13 protein-coding genes are annotated in these 17,864 nt (G+C 37.8%); 10 read left to right on the top strand and 3 right to left on the bottom strand.

The genetic code is table 11. The annotated features are described in order from the left end of the window. Positions 1-411 precede the first annotated feature (411 nt). The 10 genes from tsaE (at position 412) to L655_RS0116450 (ending at position 11,141) form a co-directional block, all read left to right on the top strand. Positions 412-879 carry a tRNA (adenosine(37)-N6)-threonylcarbamoyltransferase complex ATPase subunit type 1 TsaE gene (gene tsaE, locus L655_RS0116495; protein ID WP_002957887.1) on the top strand — a complete coding sequence of 156 codons (468 nt, stop codon included), beginning with the start codon at positions 412-414 and terminating at the stop codon, positions 877-879. A gap of 27 nt (positions 880-906) precedes the next feature. Next, positions 907-2,250, top strand: coding sequence for an N-acetylmuramoyl-L-alanine amidase (locus L655_RS0116490; protein ID WP_024605621.1), 1,344 nt, complete (start codon positions 907-909; stop codon positions 2,248-2,250). A 36-nt stretch (positions 2,251-2,286) separates the two neighbouring features. Continuing rightward, a complete protein-coding gene (gene mutL / locus L655_RS0116485; protein ID WP_024605620.1) occupies positions 2,287-4,134 on the top strand; it encodes a DNA mismatch repair endonuclease MutL in 1,848 nt (615 codons plus the stop codon). Between the two features lie 10 nt (positions 4,135-4,144). After that, positions 4,145-5,062, top strand: coding sequence for a tRNA (adenosine(37)-N6)-dimethylallyltransferase MiaA (gene miaA, locus L655_RS0116480; RefSeq protein WP_024605619.1), 918 nt, complete (start codon positions 4,145-4,147; stop codon positions 5,060-5,062). 78 nt (positions 5,063-5,140) lie between these two features. Next, entirely contained in the window at positions 5,141-5,404 is a 264-nt protein-coding gene (gene hfq / locus L655_RS0116475) for an RNA chaperone Hfq (protein WP_024597268.1), read from the top strand. Positions 5,405-5,419: 15 nt separating this feature from the next. Continuing rightward, complete coding sequence (hflX, locus tag L655_RS0116470; protein ID WP_024597267.1) at positions 5,420-6,709, top strand: ribosome rescue GTPase HflX; 1,290 nt, start codon at positions 5,420-5,422, stop codon at positions 6,707-6,709. A 100-nt stretch (positions 6,710-6,809) separates the two neighbouring features. After that, complete coding sequence (gene hflK / locus L655_RS0116465; protein WP_002957881.1) at positions 6,810-7,979, top strand: FtsH protease activity modulator HflK; 1,170 nt, start codon at positions 6,810-6,812, stop codon at positions 7,977-7,979. 5 nt (positions 7,980-7,984) lie between these two features. Then, positions 7,985-8,863: a protease modulator HflC gene (gene hflC, locus L655_RS0116460; RefSeq protein ID WP_002957880.1), complete on the top strand. Its 879-nt coding sequence runs from the start codon at positions 7,985-7,987 to the stop codon at positions 8,861-8,863. A 214-nt stretch (positions 8,864-9,077) separates the two neighbouring features. Further along, on the top strand, positions 9,078-10,391 hold the full coding sequence (locus L655_RS0116455) for an adenylosuccinate synthase (protein WP_007586409.1): 1,314 nt from the start codon (positions 9,078-9,080) through the stop codon (positions 10,389-10,391). A 111-nt stretch (positions 10,392-10,502) separates the two neighbouring features. Beyond that, positions 10,503-11,141, top strand: a complete 639-nt coding sequence (locus tag L655_RS0116450; protein WP_007586412.1) for an SEL1-like repeat protein — start codon at positions 10,503-10,505, stop codon at positions 11,139-11,141. A 291-nt stretch (positions 11,142-11,432) separates the two neighbouring features. Here the strand turns inward: L655_RS0116450 and L655_RS0116445 are convergent, their stop codons facing one another. The 3 genes from L655_RS0116445 to L655_RS0116435 form a co-directional block, all read right to left on the bottom strand. Then, complete coding sequence (locus L655_RS0116445; protein ID WP_024605618.1) at positions 11,433-12,353, bottom strand: Abi family protein; 921 nt, start codon at positions 12,351-12,353, stop codon at positions 11,433-11,435. 272 nt (positions 12,354-12,625) lie between these two features. Beyond that, entirely contained in the window at positions 12,626-14,956 is a 2,331-nt protein-coding gene (locus tag L655_RS1000000126305) for an exonuclease domain-containing protein (RefSeq protein ID WP_024605617.1), read from the bottom strand. Positions 14,957-15,202: 246 nt separating this feature from the next. Next, positions 15,203-17,050: a sodium:proton antiporter gene (locus L655_RS0116435; RefSeq protein ID WP_007586413.1), complete on the bottom strand. Its 1,848-nt coding sequence runs from the start codon at positions 17,048-17,050 to the stop codon at positions 15,203-15,205. Between the last annotated feature and the right edge of the window lie 814 nt (positions 17,051-17,864).

Genomic DNA, 17,864 nt, shown 5'->3' with positions numbered 1-17,864 from the left:
CAACACGTTTTTCCAGCCTCAAAATAGATCACTTAATTAAGCGAATTGGTATTATCTTTTTATCAGAAATACAAAAGCATGCAGGGTAGTTTTCTGGTTTGTGTCATCAACTCCGTTGTTGCTATATATTTTTTAGTATCAGAACTAGTGGCTGAATCATAAAAGTTTGATTATAAGCTTACATATCTCAGTAACTTTAATACTTGCTATAGGCATCTCAGCCGTAGCGTTACTTTTCTCTTACTTTATTTCAATGTTACAGTTTTAAGGTATCGAAAATAGATATTCAAATATAACTTAATCATTCGCTTGTCTGGTTTTTTTATGTCTAAAACCTCAATTTATCGCCTTAAATGAATATTCTGGTATGATTAGCAAATATGCGCTTTTGAATGAATTTTTGAGGTAATAATGACGCGTAGTTTTGAATTTCATTTAACTGATGAGATTGCCACGGTTGCAATGGGTAATCGCGTTGCTGATATTATAGAGCAAGGTGCGGTTATTTATTTACATGGTGATTTAGGTGCTGGTAAAACAACGTTTACACGAGGTGTAGTGCAAGGCTTTGGCCATACAGGTAAGGTTAAAAGCCCGACCTATACACTAGTAGAACCTTATGAGCTTGAGCGTGCAAATGTTTATCATTTTGACTTATACCGCTTAGGTGATCCTGAAGAACTCGAATACATGGGAATACGCGATTATTTCTCAGCAGACGCAATTTGTGTTGTTGAATGGCCTGAAAAGGGTGGTGAATTTATTCCTGTGCCTGATTTAGATATTACTCTAAGCTATGTGGGTAACGAACGTAAAATTGTTATAAATAGTGCGAGTGAGCGCGGTATAGCAATTGTCGAAAAACTAAATAATCAATAATAATATAGTTAAGGCAGTAATTATCCAATGAGCCGAGGTGTAGTTAAACTTTTTATTTATCTTATGGTTATCACCATAAGCTTGCCGCTATGGGCTAAAAACACAATCAATAGTGTGCGTGTATGGCCGTCTCCAGATAGTACGCGCGTGGTATTTGATTTAAATGATAAGCCCGACTTTAGCTATTTCATGCTTAAAAACCCTAGCCGCCTAGTGATTGATTTAGAAAATACTAGCGAGTTAAAAATATTGCCAGGTGTGCCCCCGAAACATCAAATAGTAAGCAAATTACGTTACTCAAAACCTAAAAATAAACAAAGCGTACGTTTAGTATTTGAATTAAGCGCGCCAATAAAGCCAGTGGTATTTGCCCTCGCACCTACAGGCCCTTATAAAAATAGACTCGTTGTTGATTTATATAATAAAAGCCAAGCTACTACAGTTGTTTCTCCTGCTCAAACAGCCGCTAAAAACCGTCAACTAAGCCAAGAGCGCGACATTGTTATTGCGATTGATGCGGGGCATGGCGGCGAAGATCCTGGTTCAATAGGGCCATCAGGCACCTACGAAAAAACAGTTACACTGCAAATTGCGAAACGTTTAGAGCGCATGATTGATGGCGAACGTGGCATGATTTCGCGCATGGTACGAAGCGGTGACTATTTTGTAAAATTAAATACCCGTACTAATCGAGCCCGTGAAAAAAAGGCAGATTTTTTTGTTTCTATTCATGCTGATGCATTTACAAGCCCTGGGCCAAATGGTGCCTCTGTGTGGGTTTTATCATTAAGACGTGCTAATTCAGAAATAGGTAAATGGATAGAAGATAAAGAAAAACACTCCGAGCTTTTAGGTGGCGCTGCTGATGTAATGAAAGATGCCGCCAATGAAAAATATCTAGCACAAGCGTTGCTTGATATGTCGATGGACCACTCTATGAAAACTGGCTTAAATGTAGCTGACGAAGTGGTTAAAGAGCTTCGTAAGGTTGCCAAACTGCATAAAAAAGATCCCCAGCATGCGAGCCTTGCAGTACTAAAATCACCAGATATTCCATCTATTTTGGTAGAAACGGGGTTTATATCTAACCCGCGAGAAGAAAAGCTACTTAAAAGCCCTAATCATCAAGAGCGTTTAGCTAAAGCGATATTTACTTCAATTAAAAATTATTATTTGAAAAATCCGCCGGATGATTCTTTATTTGCTAAATTAAAGTCGCAATATCCAACAAAGCATAAAGTACGCCCCGGTGAATCTTTAAGTATGTTAGCGAGTCGCTATGGCGTTACAGTCAATAAATTAAAACAAGTTAATAAGCTTAGTTCTAATACCTTATTTATTGGGCAAGAGCTCGATATACCTCAAAGTTAGTCATTATTATTAGCGCAATGTTTGCTAGGAAGTCTCATGAATATTGAAATATTACCCGCGCGTTTAGCCAACCAAATTGCCGCAGGCGAAGTGGTTGAGCGCCCAGCGTCGGTAGTAAAAGAGCTTGTTGAAAATAGCTTAGATGCTGGCGCAACGCGTATTCAAATTGATATTGAGCGCGGCGGCCACAAACTTATTCGTATTCGTGATAATGGCGCAGGGATAAGTAAAGATGAGCTAACGCTCGCACTTTCTCGCCACGCGACAAGTAAATTAAAATCACTTGATGACCTTGAAAACATTTGCTCACTTGGCTTTAGAGGGGAAGCACTTGCGTCAATTAGTTCTGTGTCGCGTTTAACGCTGAGCTCAAAACCAAAAGAGCAAGAAGCAGCTTGGCAAGCTTTTGCAGAAGGCCGCGACATGGCCGTTCAAGTAAAACCTGTAGCGCATCCCGATGGCACAACCATTGAAGTAAAAGATTTATTTTTTAATACTCCAGCACGTCGTAAATTTTTACGCACCGAAAAAACTGAATTTAGCCATATTGATGAGTTGATAAAGCGTATTGCGCTTAGTCGCTTTGATGTCTCTATTACACTAACTCACAACGAAAAAGTAGTAAGGCAGTATCGTGCCAAAACTGATCCCTCTCAGGCTATAACACGCGTAGCACAAGTTGCAGGTAAGGCCTTTGCTGAGCAAGGTTTGCATATTCAATCAGGAGAGGCTGGCCTACAGCTGCATGGTTGGGTGCTACCTGTAGGCTCAGCGAATACGACTCAGTACACTTATGTGAATAATCGCATGATGCGCGATAAGCTTATTTTGCATGCTATACGCCAGGCATTTGAAGAAGTAAGTGGAACACAAGAATTACCCGGTTTTGTCATTTATATTGATATTGACCCTCGGCAGGTTGATGTAAATGTTCACCCTGCTAAGCATGAAGTGCGTTTTCATCAAGGGCGGTTAATTCATGATTTTATATTGCAAGCTATTAAGCAGGTAGTAGTGCCATTGCAAGGCGAATTCACTAACGAATCAGCGAGCACAGAAGCAGAATTCACGCCAGCGTTCATTGAGTCAACGCATAGCAGTGCTAATAATATAGAAAGCGAAGGAGTGTTTGATTACCCTAAATCGCAATTACAGCCTTCTTACTCTGGAAGTGCTGGTAGCTCAAGTTCGTCCTCAGGTACTAGAAGTGTTGGCGGTACATACCGTGCTACACCAAGCACGAGCCATCATGACGTAAATGCGTTTTATCAAGGAGTGAGTGAGCAACACGCCGCACATTTTGATAATGCAGCCAATATATCTGCTGCACAACACCAGTCAGTATCTGTTGATAATGTCTTAAAAGCTGTTTCTATTATAAGTGTTAGTGAAGGAGTGTGTGTCTTTAGTGAAGAGCAGCAATTGTATTGCTCACATTTTAAATATGCATTAGTTGATGATTGGCATAATCAAATTAAAGAGTTCGGAAGTTTAGAAGGGAAAGCCCTTTTGTTACCAGTGCGAGTAAACTTAGAAAAAGAAGATTGCTTACTTATAGAATCCCAGCAATCGTGGTTTACCTTACTTGGTTTTGAACTTGTAATAGAAAAACAATTTGTAATGGTTAAAAAATTGCCAGCGTGTTTATATTTACTTGACGTAAGTGCAGCGGTAGGTGAGCTACTTGATGCGTGTAAAGCAAAACTTGAAAATATAGAAAATTGGTTAGAATGGCAAATGAAATGCGTGCCGACCCGATTTTATTTAAGCAATGTATTTTTAGCGCAACAAATGCGCTTACAAAATAATCCACAAACTATTGAACGCTTGCGTAAAAAAGCAGTTAAAATAGAGCTAAATCACTATTTAACGCAATTAGATTAAGGTATCAGTGTTGAGTAATTTACCAGTTATATTTTTAATGGGTCCAACTGCAGCAGGTAAAACAGCATTGGCAATCTCGCTGTGCGAGCATTTAAATACAGAAATAATCAGCGTAGATTCAGCGCTAGTGTATAAAGGTATGGACATTGGTACAGCAAAACCTGATGCCGAAGAATTAGCCAAAGCTCCGCATCATTTAATTGATCTACTTGACCCGAGTGAAACGTATTCAGTTGCAGATTTTAGGCGCGATGCAGTGCAAAAAATTGACGAATTTCACAGACAAGGTAAAGTGCCTGTATTGGTTGGAGGTACAATGCTGTACTTCAAATCTTTAATTGATGGTTTATCGCCATTACCTGAAGCAGATACAGAGATAAGAGCAGAGTTAGAAGCGCAAGCGAAAGAATTTGGCTGGCCTCATTTATATAAAGAATTAGTTAAAGTTGACCCAAAAGCAGCCGAAAAAATAAGTGAAAATGATTCACAAAGAATTAATCGGGCTTTAGAGGTTTACAGGTTAACTGGTAAGGCCATGACTGAGTTGCAAATGCAAAAACAGCCGGCTTTACCTTATACTTTTCATCAATTTGCGATTGCACCGCAAGAACGCAGTGAATTACACCGCCGAATTGAAGAAAGGTTTAAAATAATGATTGATCAGGGGTTTGAAAATGAAGTTTCGACCCTATATCTACGTAAGGATTTACACCCCAATATGCCTTCTATTCGTTGTGTTGGTTATAGACAAATGTGGGATTACCTTGCGGGTGAAACAAACCATGATGAAATGGTTTTTCGTGGCATCGCAGCAACACGTCAGCTGGCAAAACGGCAGTTAACGTGGCTTCGTAGTTGGCCTGATGTTACTTGGTTAACAACAGGCGACGAAGAAAACTTGCATCGTGTAGTAAGTTCGCTAAGCTAGTAGTAGTTGAATATTGTTTTTTATCAAATAAGTTCAGCCACTTAATTATAATAACACCTAGAACGAAGGAACAATAACATGGCAAAAGGCCAATCGTTACAAGACCCATTTTTGAATGCACTACGACGTGAGCGCATTCCAGTATCAATCTTTTTAGTAAATGGCATAAAATTACAAGGCAAAATTCAGTCATTTGACCAATTTGTTATTTTACTAGAGAACACCGTAAATCAAATGGTTTATAAGCATGCAATTTCTACAGTTGTCCCTGCTCGCGCAGTTAACTTCCAAGCAGTTCAAGGGAGTGAAGACACTGAAGAGGCAGAAGCTGGAAACTTTTAATTAGGAGCATAATGTTTGTTTGACCGCTATGAATCCGGCGAACAGGCAATTTTAGTTCATATCGACTTACCTAAAGAAGGAGATCGTGAAGATCTTCATGAATTAGAAATGTTGGTATCTTCTGCTGGTGTTAGTAGTTTGGCGGTTGTGCAAGGCAGCCGTCAAGCACCACATCCGAAACTATTCGTCGGTACCGGTAAAGCAGAAGAAATAGCTGAGATTGTCAAAATCCACAAAGCAGATGTCGTAATTTTTAATCATCAACTCAGGCCATCACAAGAGCGTAATTTAGAGCGCGTTTGTCAATGTCGTGTGCTTGATAGAACGACGCTAATTCTTGATATTTTTGCCCAGCGCGCACGTACCCACGAGGGTAAGCTGCAAGTTGAATTGGCTCAACTTCGCCATATGTCGACTCGATTAATTCGAGGCTGGACTCACCTCGAACGTCAAAAAGGCGGGATTGGTTTACGTGGTCCTGGTGAAACTCAACTTGAAACTGACAGAAGATTACTTCGTGCCCGTATCCAAAATATTCGTGCACGTTTAGCAAAAGTTGCAGTGCAACGTGAACAAGGTAGGCGAGCTCGTACTCGCAACGAAATACCTACAGTTTCATTAGTTGGTTATACCAATGCGGGTAAATCTACATTATTTAATCGAATTACAAATTCAGATGTATACGCGGCCGATCAGTTGTTTGCCACGCTTGACCCGACTCTACGTAAGCTTGAGTTAGGTGATGTTGGCCCTGTTATCTTAGCTGATACAGTGGGCTTTATTCGTCACCTACCACATGACTTAGTTGCTGCTTTTAAAGCAACGCTTACTGAAACTCGCGAAGCTGATTTGCAGTTACATGTAATTGATGCAGCAGACTCACGTCTGCAAGAAAATATTGAACAAGTACAATCGGTGCTTAAAGAAATTGAGGCCGACGAAGTACCACAGCTATTAATTTATAATAAAATTGATGCGCTGGATAACGTAAGCCCACGTATTGATCGAGACGACGAAGGCCAACCTATAAGAGTATGGCTTAGCGCTCAGACTGGTGAAGGGTGTGAATTACTTAGCGAGGCTATCAGTGAGTTACTAGCTAAGAAGATGTTTAACGAAACATTATTTCTTACGCCATTGTATGGTCGCTTAAGAGCTGCATTGTTCAGCTTAAATGCAGTGCATGAAGAGCAATTTGATGAGCAAGGTAATTGGCTGTTAGATGTTAGAATGCCAATGGTTGAGTGGAATCGTTTAATTAAAGAATTTGGTCCTGAAATTGCTGGTTTTATCAACCGTAATTAAAAATTGACGTTTTAATGTCGGTTTTTGTATGAGAAACGCGGTAGATTTGTTAGATTTAACCCAATTTCCTAATTTATTTAGATAACAATGGAGTATAGCTATGGCCTGGAATGAACCGGGTAATAATGGCAATGACAAAGATCCGTGGAATAATAAAGGCGGACGTGATCAAGGCCCACCTGATTTAGACGAGGTGTTCCGCAAGTTTAGTAACAAGTTCAGCGGCTTATTTGGCGGGAAAAAATCCGGCAATGGTAGCGGCGGTGGACTTGGCGGAGCCGGTATTTCATTCATACTTATTATCGCCGTTATTGTATGGGCGTTAAGTGGTATTTATACGGTTAAAGAAGCCGAGCGTGGTGTGGTTCTACAATTTGGTAAATATGACCGAATTGCTGATCCTGGTTTGCGTTGGAAAATGACTTTCATCGAAACGGTAATCCCAGTAGATATTGAAGCAGTTCGTTCATTATCGGCTTCTGGTTTTATGCTTACTGAAGACGAAAACGTAGTGAGCGTTGAGTTTCAGGTGCAATACCGTGTTATTGACCCATACCTTTATGAATTTAGCGTAACTAACGCTGATAGTAGCTTAGAAGAAGCGCTAGACAGTGCACTGCGTTATGTTGTGGGCCATGCAAAAATGGACCAAGTATTAACTAATGGCCGTGAGGTTGTTCGTCAAAATACATGGGATGAGCTTAATAAGATTATCGAACCATATAACTTAGGTTTAATTGTTACTGACGTGAACTTTAAAGACTCTCGTCCACCAACTGAAGTTAAAGATGCATTTGATGATGCAATTGCTGCACAAGAAGATGAAGAACGTTTCATCCGTGAAGCAGAAGCATATGCTCGTGAAATTGAACCGCGTGCTCGTGGTCAAGTAACGCGTATGACTCAAGAAGCGGAAGGTTATCAAGAGCGCATTACATTGGAAGCACAAGGTGAGGTAGCTCGCTTTGAAAAGCTTTTACCTGAATATCAAGCAGCTAAAGAAGTTACTCGTGAGCGCTTATACATTGATGCAATGGAAGAAGTGTTAGGGAGTAGTTCTAAAATATTGGTTGATGTTAAAGGCGGCAATAACATGATGTATTTACCTCTTGATAAAATCATGGACAAGCAAGGAACCGCAACACGAGTTGCACTTCCAAGTTCAAGTGATATTCAAGACTTACGTAATAAAGTTAATACGTCGCGCAATAGCTCTGTTAATAGTGGCAATGACCGCTTTAACAACGACCGCTTCAATGATGGGAGATAATCATAATGAAAAACTTTAGTTTAGTAATACTATTAGCTGCCATTGTTATGTCTTTCTCATCGGTATTTGTTGTACCTGAAGGGCAAAAAGCAATTGTAATGTTATTCAGTAAAGTACAAAAAGATAGCGACGATAAAGCGATTGTATATGGCCCAGGCCTACAATTTAAAGTTCCATTTTTTAGCCAAGTACGTCGTATTGATGCACGTATTCAAACGCTAGATGGTGCGCCAGATCGCTTTGTTACTAGCGAGAAAAAAGACTTAATTGTTGATTCGTTTGTAAAATGGCGCGTTAATGACTTTAGTGCTTTTTACTTACGTGCTCGTGGCGATAAGCAATATGCTGAAACGCTACTTAAGCAAAAAGTAAACAATGGTCTTCGTACAAACTTTGGTACACGTACAATTCGCGAAATTGTATCAGGTGAGCGTAGCGAGTTGATGGAAGAAGCGTTAGTACAAGCTTCTGAAAGTGCACGTGAGCTAGGTATTGAAGTACTAGACGTACGTGTTAAGCAAATCAACCTACCACAAGAAGTGAGTAGCTCTATTTACCAACGTATGCGCGCTGAGCGTACTGCGGTTGCAAAAGAGCACCGCTCTGAAGGTCAGGAAAAAGCAGAGACTATTCGTGCGGGAGTTGACCGTCGAGTAACTGTAATGCTTGCTGATGCTGAGCGTAATGCACGTTCTGTACGTGGTCAAGGCGATGCTGATGCTGCAGGCATTTATGCTAATGCGTACAACAAAGACCCTGAGTTCTTTAGTTTTGTACGTTCGCTGGAAGCTTACAAAAAGACTTTTAAAGATAAGCAAGATGTTATGGTGCTTTCACCAGATAGCGACTTCTTCCAATATATGAAAGGCGCTAAAGCTCAATAGACTTTACGTTAATTATTTAAAAGTTAAAAAGCCTCGCATTTGCGGGGCTTTTTGTTAAATACAAACTAGTGCGTTAAATCACTGTTATTTATGTGGTTATTGGTCAATATTTGGATATAACAATTGCCCGCAGAAAAAATAAGCTGAACAGGGGTGATCTTTACTTTAGTTTTCTGGTAAAATCTCGTCCTAATTTTCTCTAAGTGAATTTACGATGGGTAAAAACGTTGTTGTATTAGGCACCCAATGGGGTGACGAAGGAAAGGGTAAGGTAGTTGATCTCCTTACAGACAAAGCATCTTTAGTAGTTCGTTATCAAGGTGGCCACAATGCGGGTCATACTTTAGTTATCGAAGGTGAAAAGACGGTTCTACACCTTATTCCATCGGGTGTATTACGTGACAATGTTAAATGTGTGATTGGTAATGGTGTAGTTTTATCACCAGAAGCGCTAATGAGAGAAATTGGCATGCTAGAAGAACGTGGCGTACCAGTACGCGAGCGTCTTTTAATAAGTGAAGCATGTCCACTAATCTTGCCTTTCCATGTTGCATTAGATGTAGCCCGCGAAACTGCTCGTGGCGATAAGCCAATTGGTACAACTGGCCGTGGTATCGGTCCTGCGTACGAAGATAAAGTGGCGCGCCGTGGTTTACGCGTAGGTGATTTATTTAATCCTGAAGTTTTTGCAGCTAAATTAAAAGAAGTTCTTGAGTACCATAACTTCACTTTAGTTAACTACTACAAAGTAGATGCTGTAGATTTTCAAAAAACGTTTGATGATGCAATGGCTGTTGCAGATATCTTAAAAGCAATGGTTGTAGATGTAACTGAGCTTTTAGATCAAACGCGTTTAGCAGGCGAAAACATTTTATTTGAAGGTGCACAAGGTACGTTACTTGATATCGATCACGGTACTTACCCTTATGTAACATCTTCAAATACTACAGCTGGTGGCGTTGCTACTGGTGCAGGTTTTGGTCCATTAAACCTTGATTACGTTTTAGGTATTATTAAAGCGTACACTACACGTGTTGGTTCAGGTCCTTTCCCTACAGAGCTTTACGACGGTCTTGAGAAACAAGATCCAGTTGGTAAGCACTTAGGTGATAAAGGCCATGAGTTTGGCGCTACAACAGGTCGACTTCGTCGTACTGGTTGGTTAGATGCAGTGGCTATGCGCCGTGCGGTTCAAATCAACAGTATTTCAGGTTTTTGTTTAACTAAGCTTGATGTTTTAGATGGCTTAGAAACGCTTAAAATCTGTATTGGTTACAAGCTTGAAGATGGCACAGTTACTAACGTAACACCATTAGCAGCTGAAGGTTACGATAAAGTAACGCCAGTATACGAAGAAATGCCAGGTTGGTCAGAAAACACTGTTGGTGTAACGAGTCTTGACGGTTTACCAAAAGCTGCGATTGACTACATCAAGCGTATTGAAGAAATTACGGGTGTTCCAATTGATATTATTTCTACAGGTCCAGACCGCGTGGAAACTATGGTACTTCGCAACCCGTTTGCGTAATTACCATTAGATTAAAAAAAGCTGCCTAGTGCAGCTTTTTTTGTATCTAAAATTCACCTTGGAACGATCTTTGTATATATTTTAATAAGTTTATTTTTATAAGTGGTGAGCATGCGTTTATTTTACCGTAATTGCGTATTAAGGCTTTCATTAATTCCACTGTCTTTATTTATAGCAACCAACAGCTTAGCTACAGAAAGCCCTGCTGCTGTACCGCTGTATACAGAATCTGAGCTAATTGCGTTAATAAATAAAAATACGCATTTAGCGCGGGTGAAGGCAGATGATTGCCAGTTAGTGCAAGATATAGAAGCACGAGCCAATAAAATGGCATTGCCGTCTTATCAATTTTTATACGGCGATATGCTGGCTTATAACGTGTGCGTGGATCGTAATGTAGAGTTAGGTGTGTATTACATGCGAAAAGCGGCTGAGCAAGGCTTAGCGGCAGCGCTAGAGCAGTTAGGGCGTTACTACGACACCGGGCGTTTAGTTCAGCAAGATAAAGCAATGGCAATTACGTATTTGCGTGAAGCGTCGTCGCAAGGCAATTTAAAAGCACAACTACGTTTGGTTAAATTATTTAATGATGGCTATGGCAGCCCGCGTGATTTTGAAGATGCATACCGCTGGCTATTTAATTCTATGGTGGCAGATAAAGCGACTCATAAAAAAATTGAGCGAGCGTTGACTAAGTTAGCGCAAAAAATGCCAGATAGTGTGGTTGCGCGAGCTCGTCTTCCTATTTAATGGCTCTTAAAAAACAAAACCCTAACTTTTTAAGTAGGGGATTAAGAAATTAAGGGATAACATTGTTATCCCTTACCTTGAACCTGAGATGTAATTTATTATATTTCATAAGGTTATAATAAGGAAGAGTATACTTAAACATTGATTTGCAATATGAATTAGTTTTATATCAATAAGTTACAAAGATAAAACCATTTTAATGAGAGGCAAAACTATAATTATATAATTCCATGCATTAAGATTTGTTGCAAGCCCATTTTAATATTCATCCATAATTCAAAGTAAGATTTTTTAAGCTAACTTTATAGATATTCTTCTTCCAGCAAGTTCAATCACTTCAGGTGGACTTTCTTCATGTAGAGAGTTGATGAACCTTCTAATTTTTGTTTTACTCTTAAGTGAAAGATGTTTAACCTCATTTCGCTCTCTGTATAAGTCTAATTGATGTGGTGTAGCTAAAAGTCTTGCATTCGTTATCAGTCTCTTAGACTTGATGAAAGCTAGTCTTTCATCACAAATCATTAATAAAAGTTTCTCTATAGCGTCAATTTTCTTGTTTATAAAGGTGAGCGCTTGCGTTTCAGTTGTAACGTTGACCCCTTTCCATAAGGGTTCGTGATGTGAAAGTCTATTTCTAAACGGTCTAATTTCAGATACTAATTTAAATGCCTGATCACGGGTATTATTTGAACTTTGATGTGACCAATTTTTAAATACAGCATTTGTTACTTTAGGCCATAAAAAATCTGTCCCATTTAATTTATACAAACACCTATGTAAAGAAAACTCCCATGTGCTAAATTCAGTTTCTGCAACAATACAATTAAAATCTGGCTTATGATTATGAGGTAAGTTTTGTTGGTTGTTCGATCTTCTTTTTTTATTTTCTTTTTGCAACCATTTTGTTCTTGCTGATTCAAAATTTCTTTTTAAGTTAACATAATTATAATCTTGAGAACCATTGTTTCTTGGCATATGATTAATTTTTTCGTGCCAGTAAGTTCCAAATTCGTTTACAGCTGCATCATTGATTGAATTTCTTAATGATATTTCAACAGATTGTAATAAAGGATAAATAGCTCCACACAGGACTTTATTCCAAATATAGACACCATATATTTCATGATCTGTATGTCCTTGGAAGAAATTTTGATAAGTTCTTATTCTTGAGTGAGATACAGTCTTTTGAATAGCGTTATATTGAAAACTCATAATCTGTTACTTTTAAATTAGTAATAATAAAATTAAATGATAACATATAGATAAAATTTAAAGAATTTCTATCTAACTACGGAAATAGATTTGACAGAACAAATGTTTAGTAATATTATTATAGACAGCTAGTGCAGATCCCTTGTTCAATATCTGGCACAATGGCATTGAAAAATACATAGCTAGTGTAGAACCCTGCAATGCACTTCTGACACAACGGCACAAGAGGCAACCCTTATACGGAAACGTGTAGGGGTTTTGTCTTTTTAGGATTAAACTTTGATCATCAAATTCATGTTTTTATTTTCTAATAAGATTTTTGCTGGTGTAAATTCAATTAAATCATAAATACTAAAAGCTTTATCAACTAAACCAAGCCTTTGAGCTGGTGTTAATGCTTTTCGCTTATAACCATGTTTGATATTATTTTTCTCATCCGTTAAAACGTAATTATGATAAACCCTGAAAATTTCAATTAGCATACAAATGTGTTTAGGGTTATATGGTGCGTAACCACTCCATACTGAGTCAGATTGAGATGCTGTCGCTATTGGTCTTTCCATCATATTAAGTCTTCGTCTTAACATTAAAAAATAGTTATCTACTGCATGTAGAGAAGCTTGTTCCATTAGATCTTCATCTGGTGTCGTAAGGAACTTAACATCTATGTGTTTTGCTTTCACAAGCGGTTTAGGTTGCGAAAACCAACTATAGTGACTAAGTTCTTCTTCAATATCATCAGTAATATGATTTCTTAGCAACATCGCATTTAATTTATTAGCTTTTATTAAATCAACATAGGTTTTGGTTAAAGCTAATTCAAAACCAATATCATTATCCGCAAAAATGGTAACTTCTTTGGCTCTATTGAAGTATGTTTTCAGTAACTCATAATGAGATAAGGCGCTATAAGTTTGATGTAATAAAAGATGCTTTGATGGTGGCTTTAAGTCACGATCTTCAAATATTCCCTCTTCAGGTAAAACATATTGTTGATATCGTCTTTTAAACGGCTCTTTTTTGTATTCACCAATACGAATAAATTCCTTAAACAATGATTCATAATTCGAAGTAAAGTCAAAATTTAGTGTACTACCAAATACAAAACGGGATCTATTTTCTACAGAGCTTATGTTAACGATTTTTGTTCTTCTCACATCTGTTTTTTGTGTCCAGTTGGCATAAAAATGTTGCCTATCTGAACTAACTTTTAAATGTTTATTTTCTAATTTCTCTAAATTCTGTTTTAACTGATATTGATCAAATTGTATGCATTGGTTATAAAAAAACTCAATTCTTGAATATATAACTGCTGGATTTAATAAAAGCTTATCTCTAATGCGGTTAATGATTCCTTTGTTTACAAACTCAAGGAAAAGTTGATAATTAACCTGGTGATTTGTTTGCCCTTTTTGAGCATTTAAAGGTACGGTAAATTTAGTTTTGCATGACTTACATTTAAATGTTTGCGAGGATAATTCATCTTCTCTTTTATGATTTCCATCATGATCAGGGTGAACTATTTGGGGTATGCTCTTATTGACATCAATAGCCTTTCGATTTTGACTATCTAACCAATACAATTCAGGCTTTTCTAAAATACCATACTGAGTGTGTTCACAAGCTGGCAAAAGTCTCTGAACCTTACGATCTTTGCCTCTAGTACGCTTAGTAATTAATCTATAACGCCTACCTTCAGATATGCCTTTACGTTTATTTTCAGCTTGTCCTGAATTTGGACAACTAGGATCAATTAACTTAAATATATTTAATAGCCGTTCTGTTTCTTGGTACGATGATTTATTACTTAAGATGGTTGTGGTGTATTTACACAATTTACACCTTAGAAGTAAGCTACTTGGTCTATTGGGTCTTCTTTTGAGCTGAATCCCGTAATCACCACCAATGCTAGTATAATCACCGCTAGGCTTTAATTTAGGTTGTTCTGGTGGTTTACCATAATTACTACAAAGAGGATTTTTGCAAAAGTTTAGCTGAAGCCCTTTATATGCTTTTGGAAATGGAAATTTTTCTTTTTCTCTATTTTTGTTTTTGTTCGGAACATTTTTCAGTTGTTCTATATCTTTATCATCAAAAGCAATTAGTAGCTTTGCCGTTAATATTGAATCAATTAACGCCCCATGAATTTTTCTTTCAGATATATCAATATGATGAATGCTACATGCAGAGTCTAAATTTATTTTTCTTCCAAACCTATTTGATGCTTCTTTAAATAAACATCTGCTTTTAAATGCTTCGCTAAACCTTAGAGTCTGTCCAGCTAATAAAGCTTCATGATCTAAAAATTTTAAATCAAAACCTTTATGATAAAAAATTAGAGTTGCATCACCGATGAATGAAATAACATCTTCAAATACTTCTGAAAATAGGGGTTTATCTTTTAAAAAGTCATCTTTAATTTGATGAATTTTAAATGCACTTTTCGTGCTTTTTCTTCTTTGTGGGTTTAAATAGGTCTGGAACTGTTTACCAGTGATCACATAGTTAACTACTTCGATCAAGGCTATTTCAATAACTCGATGATTACCACGATACGGGTCTAAGCCTGTAGTTTCGGTGTCTACAACTACATATCTATTCATGATAATCTCCAATCAAATTGATGGAGTTATATTATAGTACAACTTTTAAACAAAGTACATTTTGTATAACATCCTGTTTTATAACAATTATAATATACGAACCAATGATTTACCTCTCATTGCTTTGCAGTAATCTATTGATAGTAAATATAAAAATAAAAAAGGATGCTTAAAAGCATCCTTCAATATCTTAATCCCCTACTTTTTAAGTTAGGGTTTTTGAGTTTTTACTACCTGTAAAAGTGTTTAACTTTCTTCTTTAGCCTTTGTTTGCGGGTCTTTTAAGACCGACATTTTAGGCGGCTGTAATGCAACAACACGCTCGCCTTCTTGCGGCGGTTTTTCCATGTTAATTGTAAATGGTCTTAGCTTAATTGGCGTATCGTCGTCGCTGTCTTTATCACCTTTAAGAATAAACAAAGGGATAGCCTCAGGGTTCATTTCTAGGTATTGCTCCCAGCTAAACTCATCCGAGATACGTGTTGAACTAACCTTACCGCCTTTAGCTATAATACTGCTCAAACGTGCGTATGAGCCTTCGTCGCCAAACAGTATTTGTCTAGATAAAAACGTTGCACTGTCTTTATTTGCTTTAGCATGCGACGTTGATGAGCGAAGCGAAAATACATTTTTTTCATTAAGTAAATGCGAAAAGTATTGAACGCCTAGCGCATTATGATGACGGTTTGGCGATAGCGCTAAGACACTGCGAATAGTTGTTAGAGGTAAGTAGCGTTCAGCATGCTCTGATTGCGGGTTACCATAATAACAAGCTAAGCCATCCATACGTGCCATTCTGCAGTTTTCCCATGCAGGATCTGAAAGGTGAACCGGAATATTCTGCTCTTGTAAGCCACGTCCAATTGCACGCGATACATGGTTTGCACCAATAATTAATATTGTGTTTGGCGATGGTTGGCGTACACCTAATAGCTTGGCAACAGGGATGGCTGTTAAGCTTTGCAGCACAACCGTAATGATGATCACCGTAAATATAAGTGGCACCATTTTTTCAGCATCAGCAACGCCAGCTTCCATCATACTTAGTGCAAATACCGACCCAACGGCTGCGGCAACTATACCGCGTGGAGCAATCCAGGCAAGTACCAAGCGAGACTTCATTGGTAAGTCAGTACCAAAGGTCGAAATAGCAATACACAGTGGGCGTGCAACAAAAAGCACAATAGCTAAAAATATAAATACATCGCTGTCGAGCATCATCAAATCAGAAAGCTGTAAACGTGCTGCAAGTAAAATAAACAGTGTTGATATTAATATCATCGACAAGTCTTCTTTAAACTCAAGTACAGAATCTATTTCTAAATCGTCTTGGTTCGCAAGCCAAATACCAAATACAGTTACTGCTAATAAGCCTGATTCATGGCTTAAATAGTTTGATACAGAAAAACTAATAAGGACTAGTGCTAAAATTCCAAACTTATGTAATTCAAATGGCAGCCACTCGCGACGCATTAATAGGGTTGTTAGCCAACCTGCAGCAACACCAATACTTAAACCAACACCCAGGGTTTTAACTAAAGCAATAATAGTATGACTAAATACTTCGCCTTGGCCTACAAGCATTACAGCTTCAAATACCAATACAGCAAATAATGCGCCAATTGGGTCTATTACAATACCTTCCCAGCGAAGTATGCGGTCTATGTCTTGTGTTGGACGCATTGAGTTTAATAGCGGTGCTATAACGGTAGGGCCAGTAACAACGAGTACTGCGCCTAGTACCGCAGCAACACGCCAATTGAGCTCAAGCAACCAGTAGGCGCTTAAGCTAATAATAATGCAGGTAGTAAGCATACCGATTGAGCAGAGATTCCTTACAACTTTTCCTATCCCTTTTAATTCTCTGAAATGCAGAGTTAAGGAACCTTCAAATAAAATGATGGCAACGCTTAGTGATACTACTGGAAACAGTAAATCACCTAACAATGCATCAGGGTCTAAAACACCACTAAATGGTCCAAGTAAAAGACCAGTAAGCAATAAAAAAAGAATAGCGGGTACTCTAAAAGCCCACGCGACCCATTGGGCAAGCACAGAGCAAAGTGCGATACCGGCTATGTAAATTGCTGACATAGATTAAGAATTCCTTATTTATGACGATATGTTTAGAAAGTATAACTTTTGTTAATTATTAATACAGGGGTATACACCGGAAACTGAAATATTACTAATCAATTTTAGCTGCTTATAAAAGATTAGTAGGCTTAAATTATTTAGCGAGAACTTAGCCACCTTATTTTGAAGTGTATTAATTGTTTAATTTATTGAATTTTAATAACAATATAAAGGATATGAGTGTTTCGTATTAACTTAGTTCGAATTTTAACCTTGATTTTAAAGGGGTATTTGGTGTATTATACTTCGTGTTCTAATAATTAGTCATCTAACGAAGTTTATTGAAGATAAAACAGGCTTGTTAATCTTAACGTCATTTTTAATCTTTATAATCATGTGTTAGTGATGTTTCTAGTATTAGAGCATTACAAAATATCATTTGCCGAATTCTTGGTATGGTTTTGCCAAACAAGTTTATTTAATTATTTAAGTAAATAAAGGTTTGAGTTGAACTATTACTTTCAATATTTAGCCCCCATCGTGGCGGTTAAATCTCGGTCCTTTGGTCTTCACCCTATCTGTTGGTGTATCAGACTTTAGAGGCTCTATGTATGTTGTTAATAAAAAAGCCACACACAGCTTTTTACAGCGATGCATAAACAACACTTTTAAATTTTTTGATTAGTGCTGCTCAATATTATTGGGTTGTTGCTACTTTTACTTAACCTCAAATCTAAGCTTCTTGTTTTAGATATGGTTTTTGCGTGTGTGTAAAAAAGTGTTGCCTAAATGAAAAGAAAAATTCGAAGCTATGTTTTAAACCTAGCTACTT

Origin of the sequence: Pseudoalteromonas sp. TAE79 (assembly GCF_000498015.1) — a bacterium.
Lineage (GTDB): Bacteria > Pseudomonadota > Gammaproteobacteria > Enterobacterales > Alteromonadaceae > Pseudoalteromonas.
The sequence above is the reverse complement of the archived record's forward strand: the minus strand, read 5'-3'. Positions and strand labels throughout refer to the sequence as shown.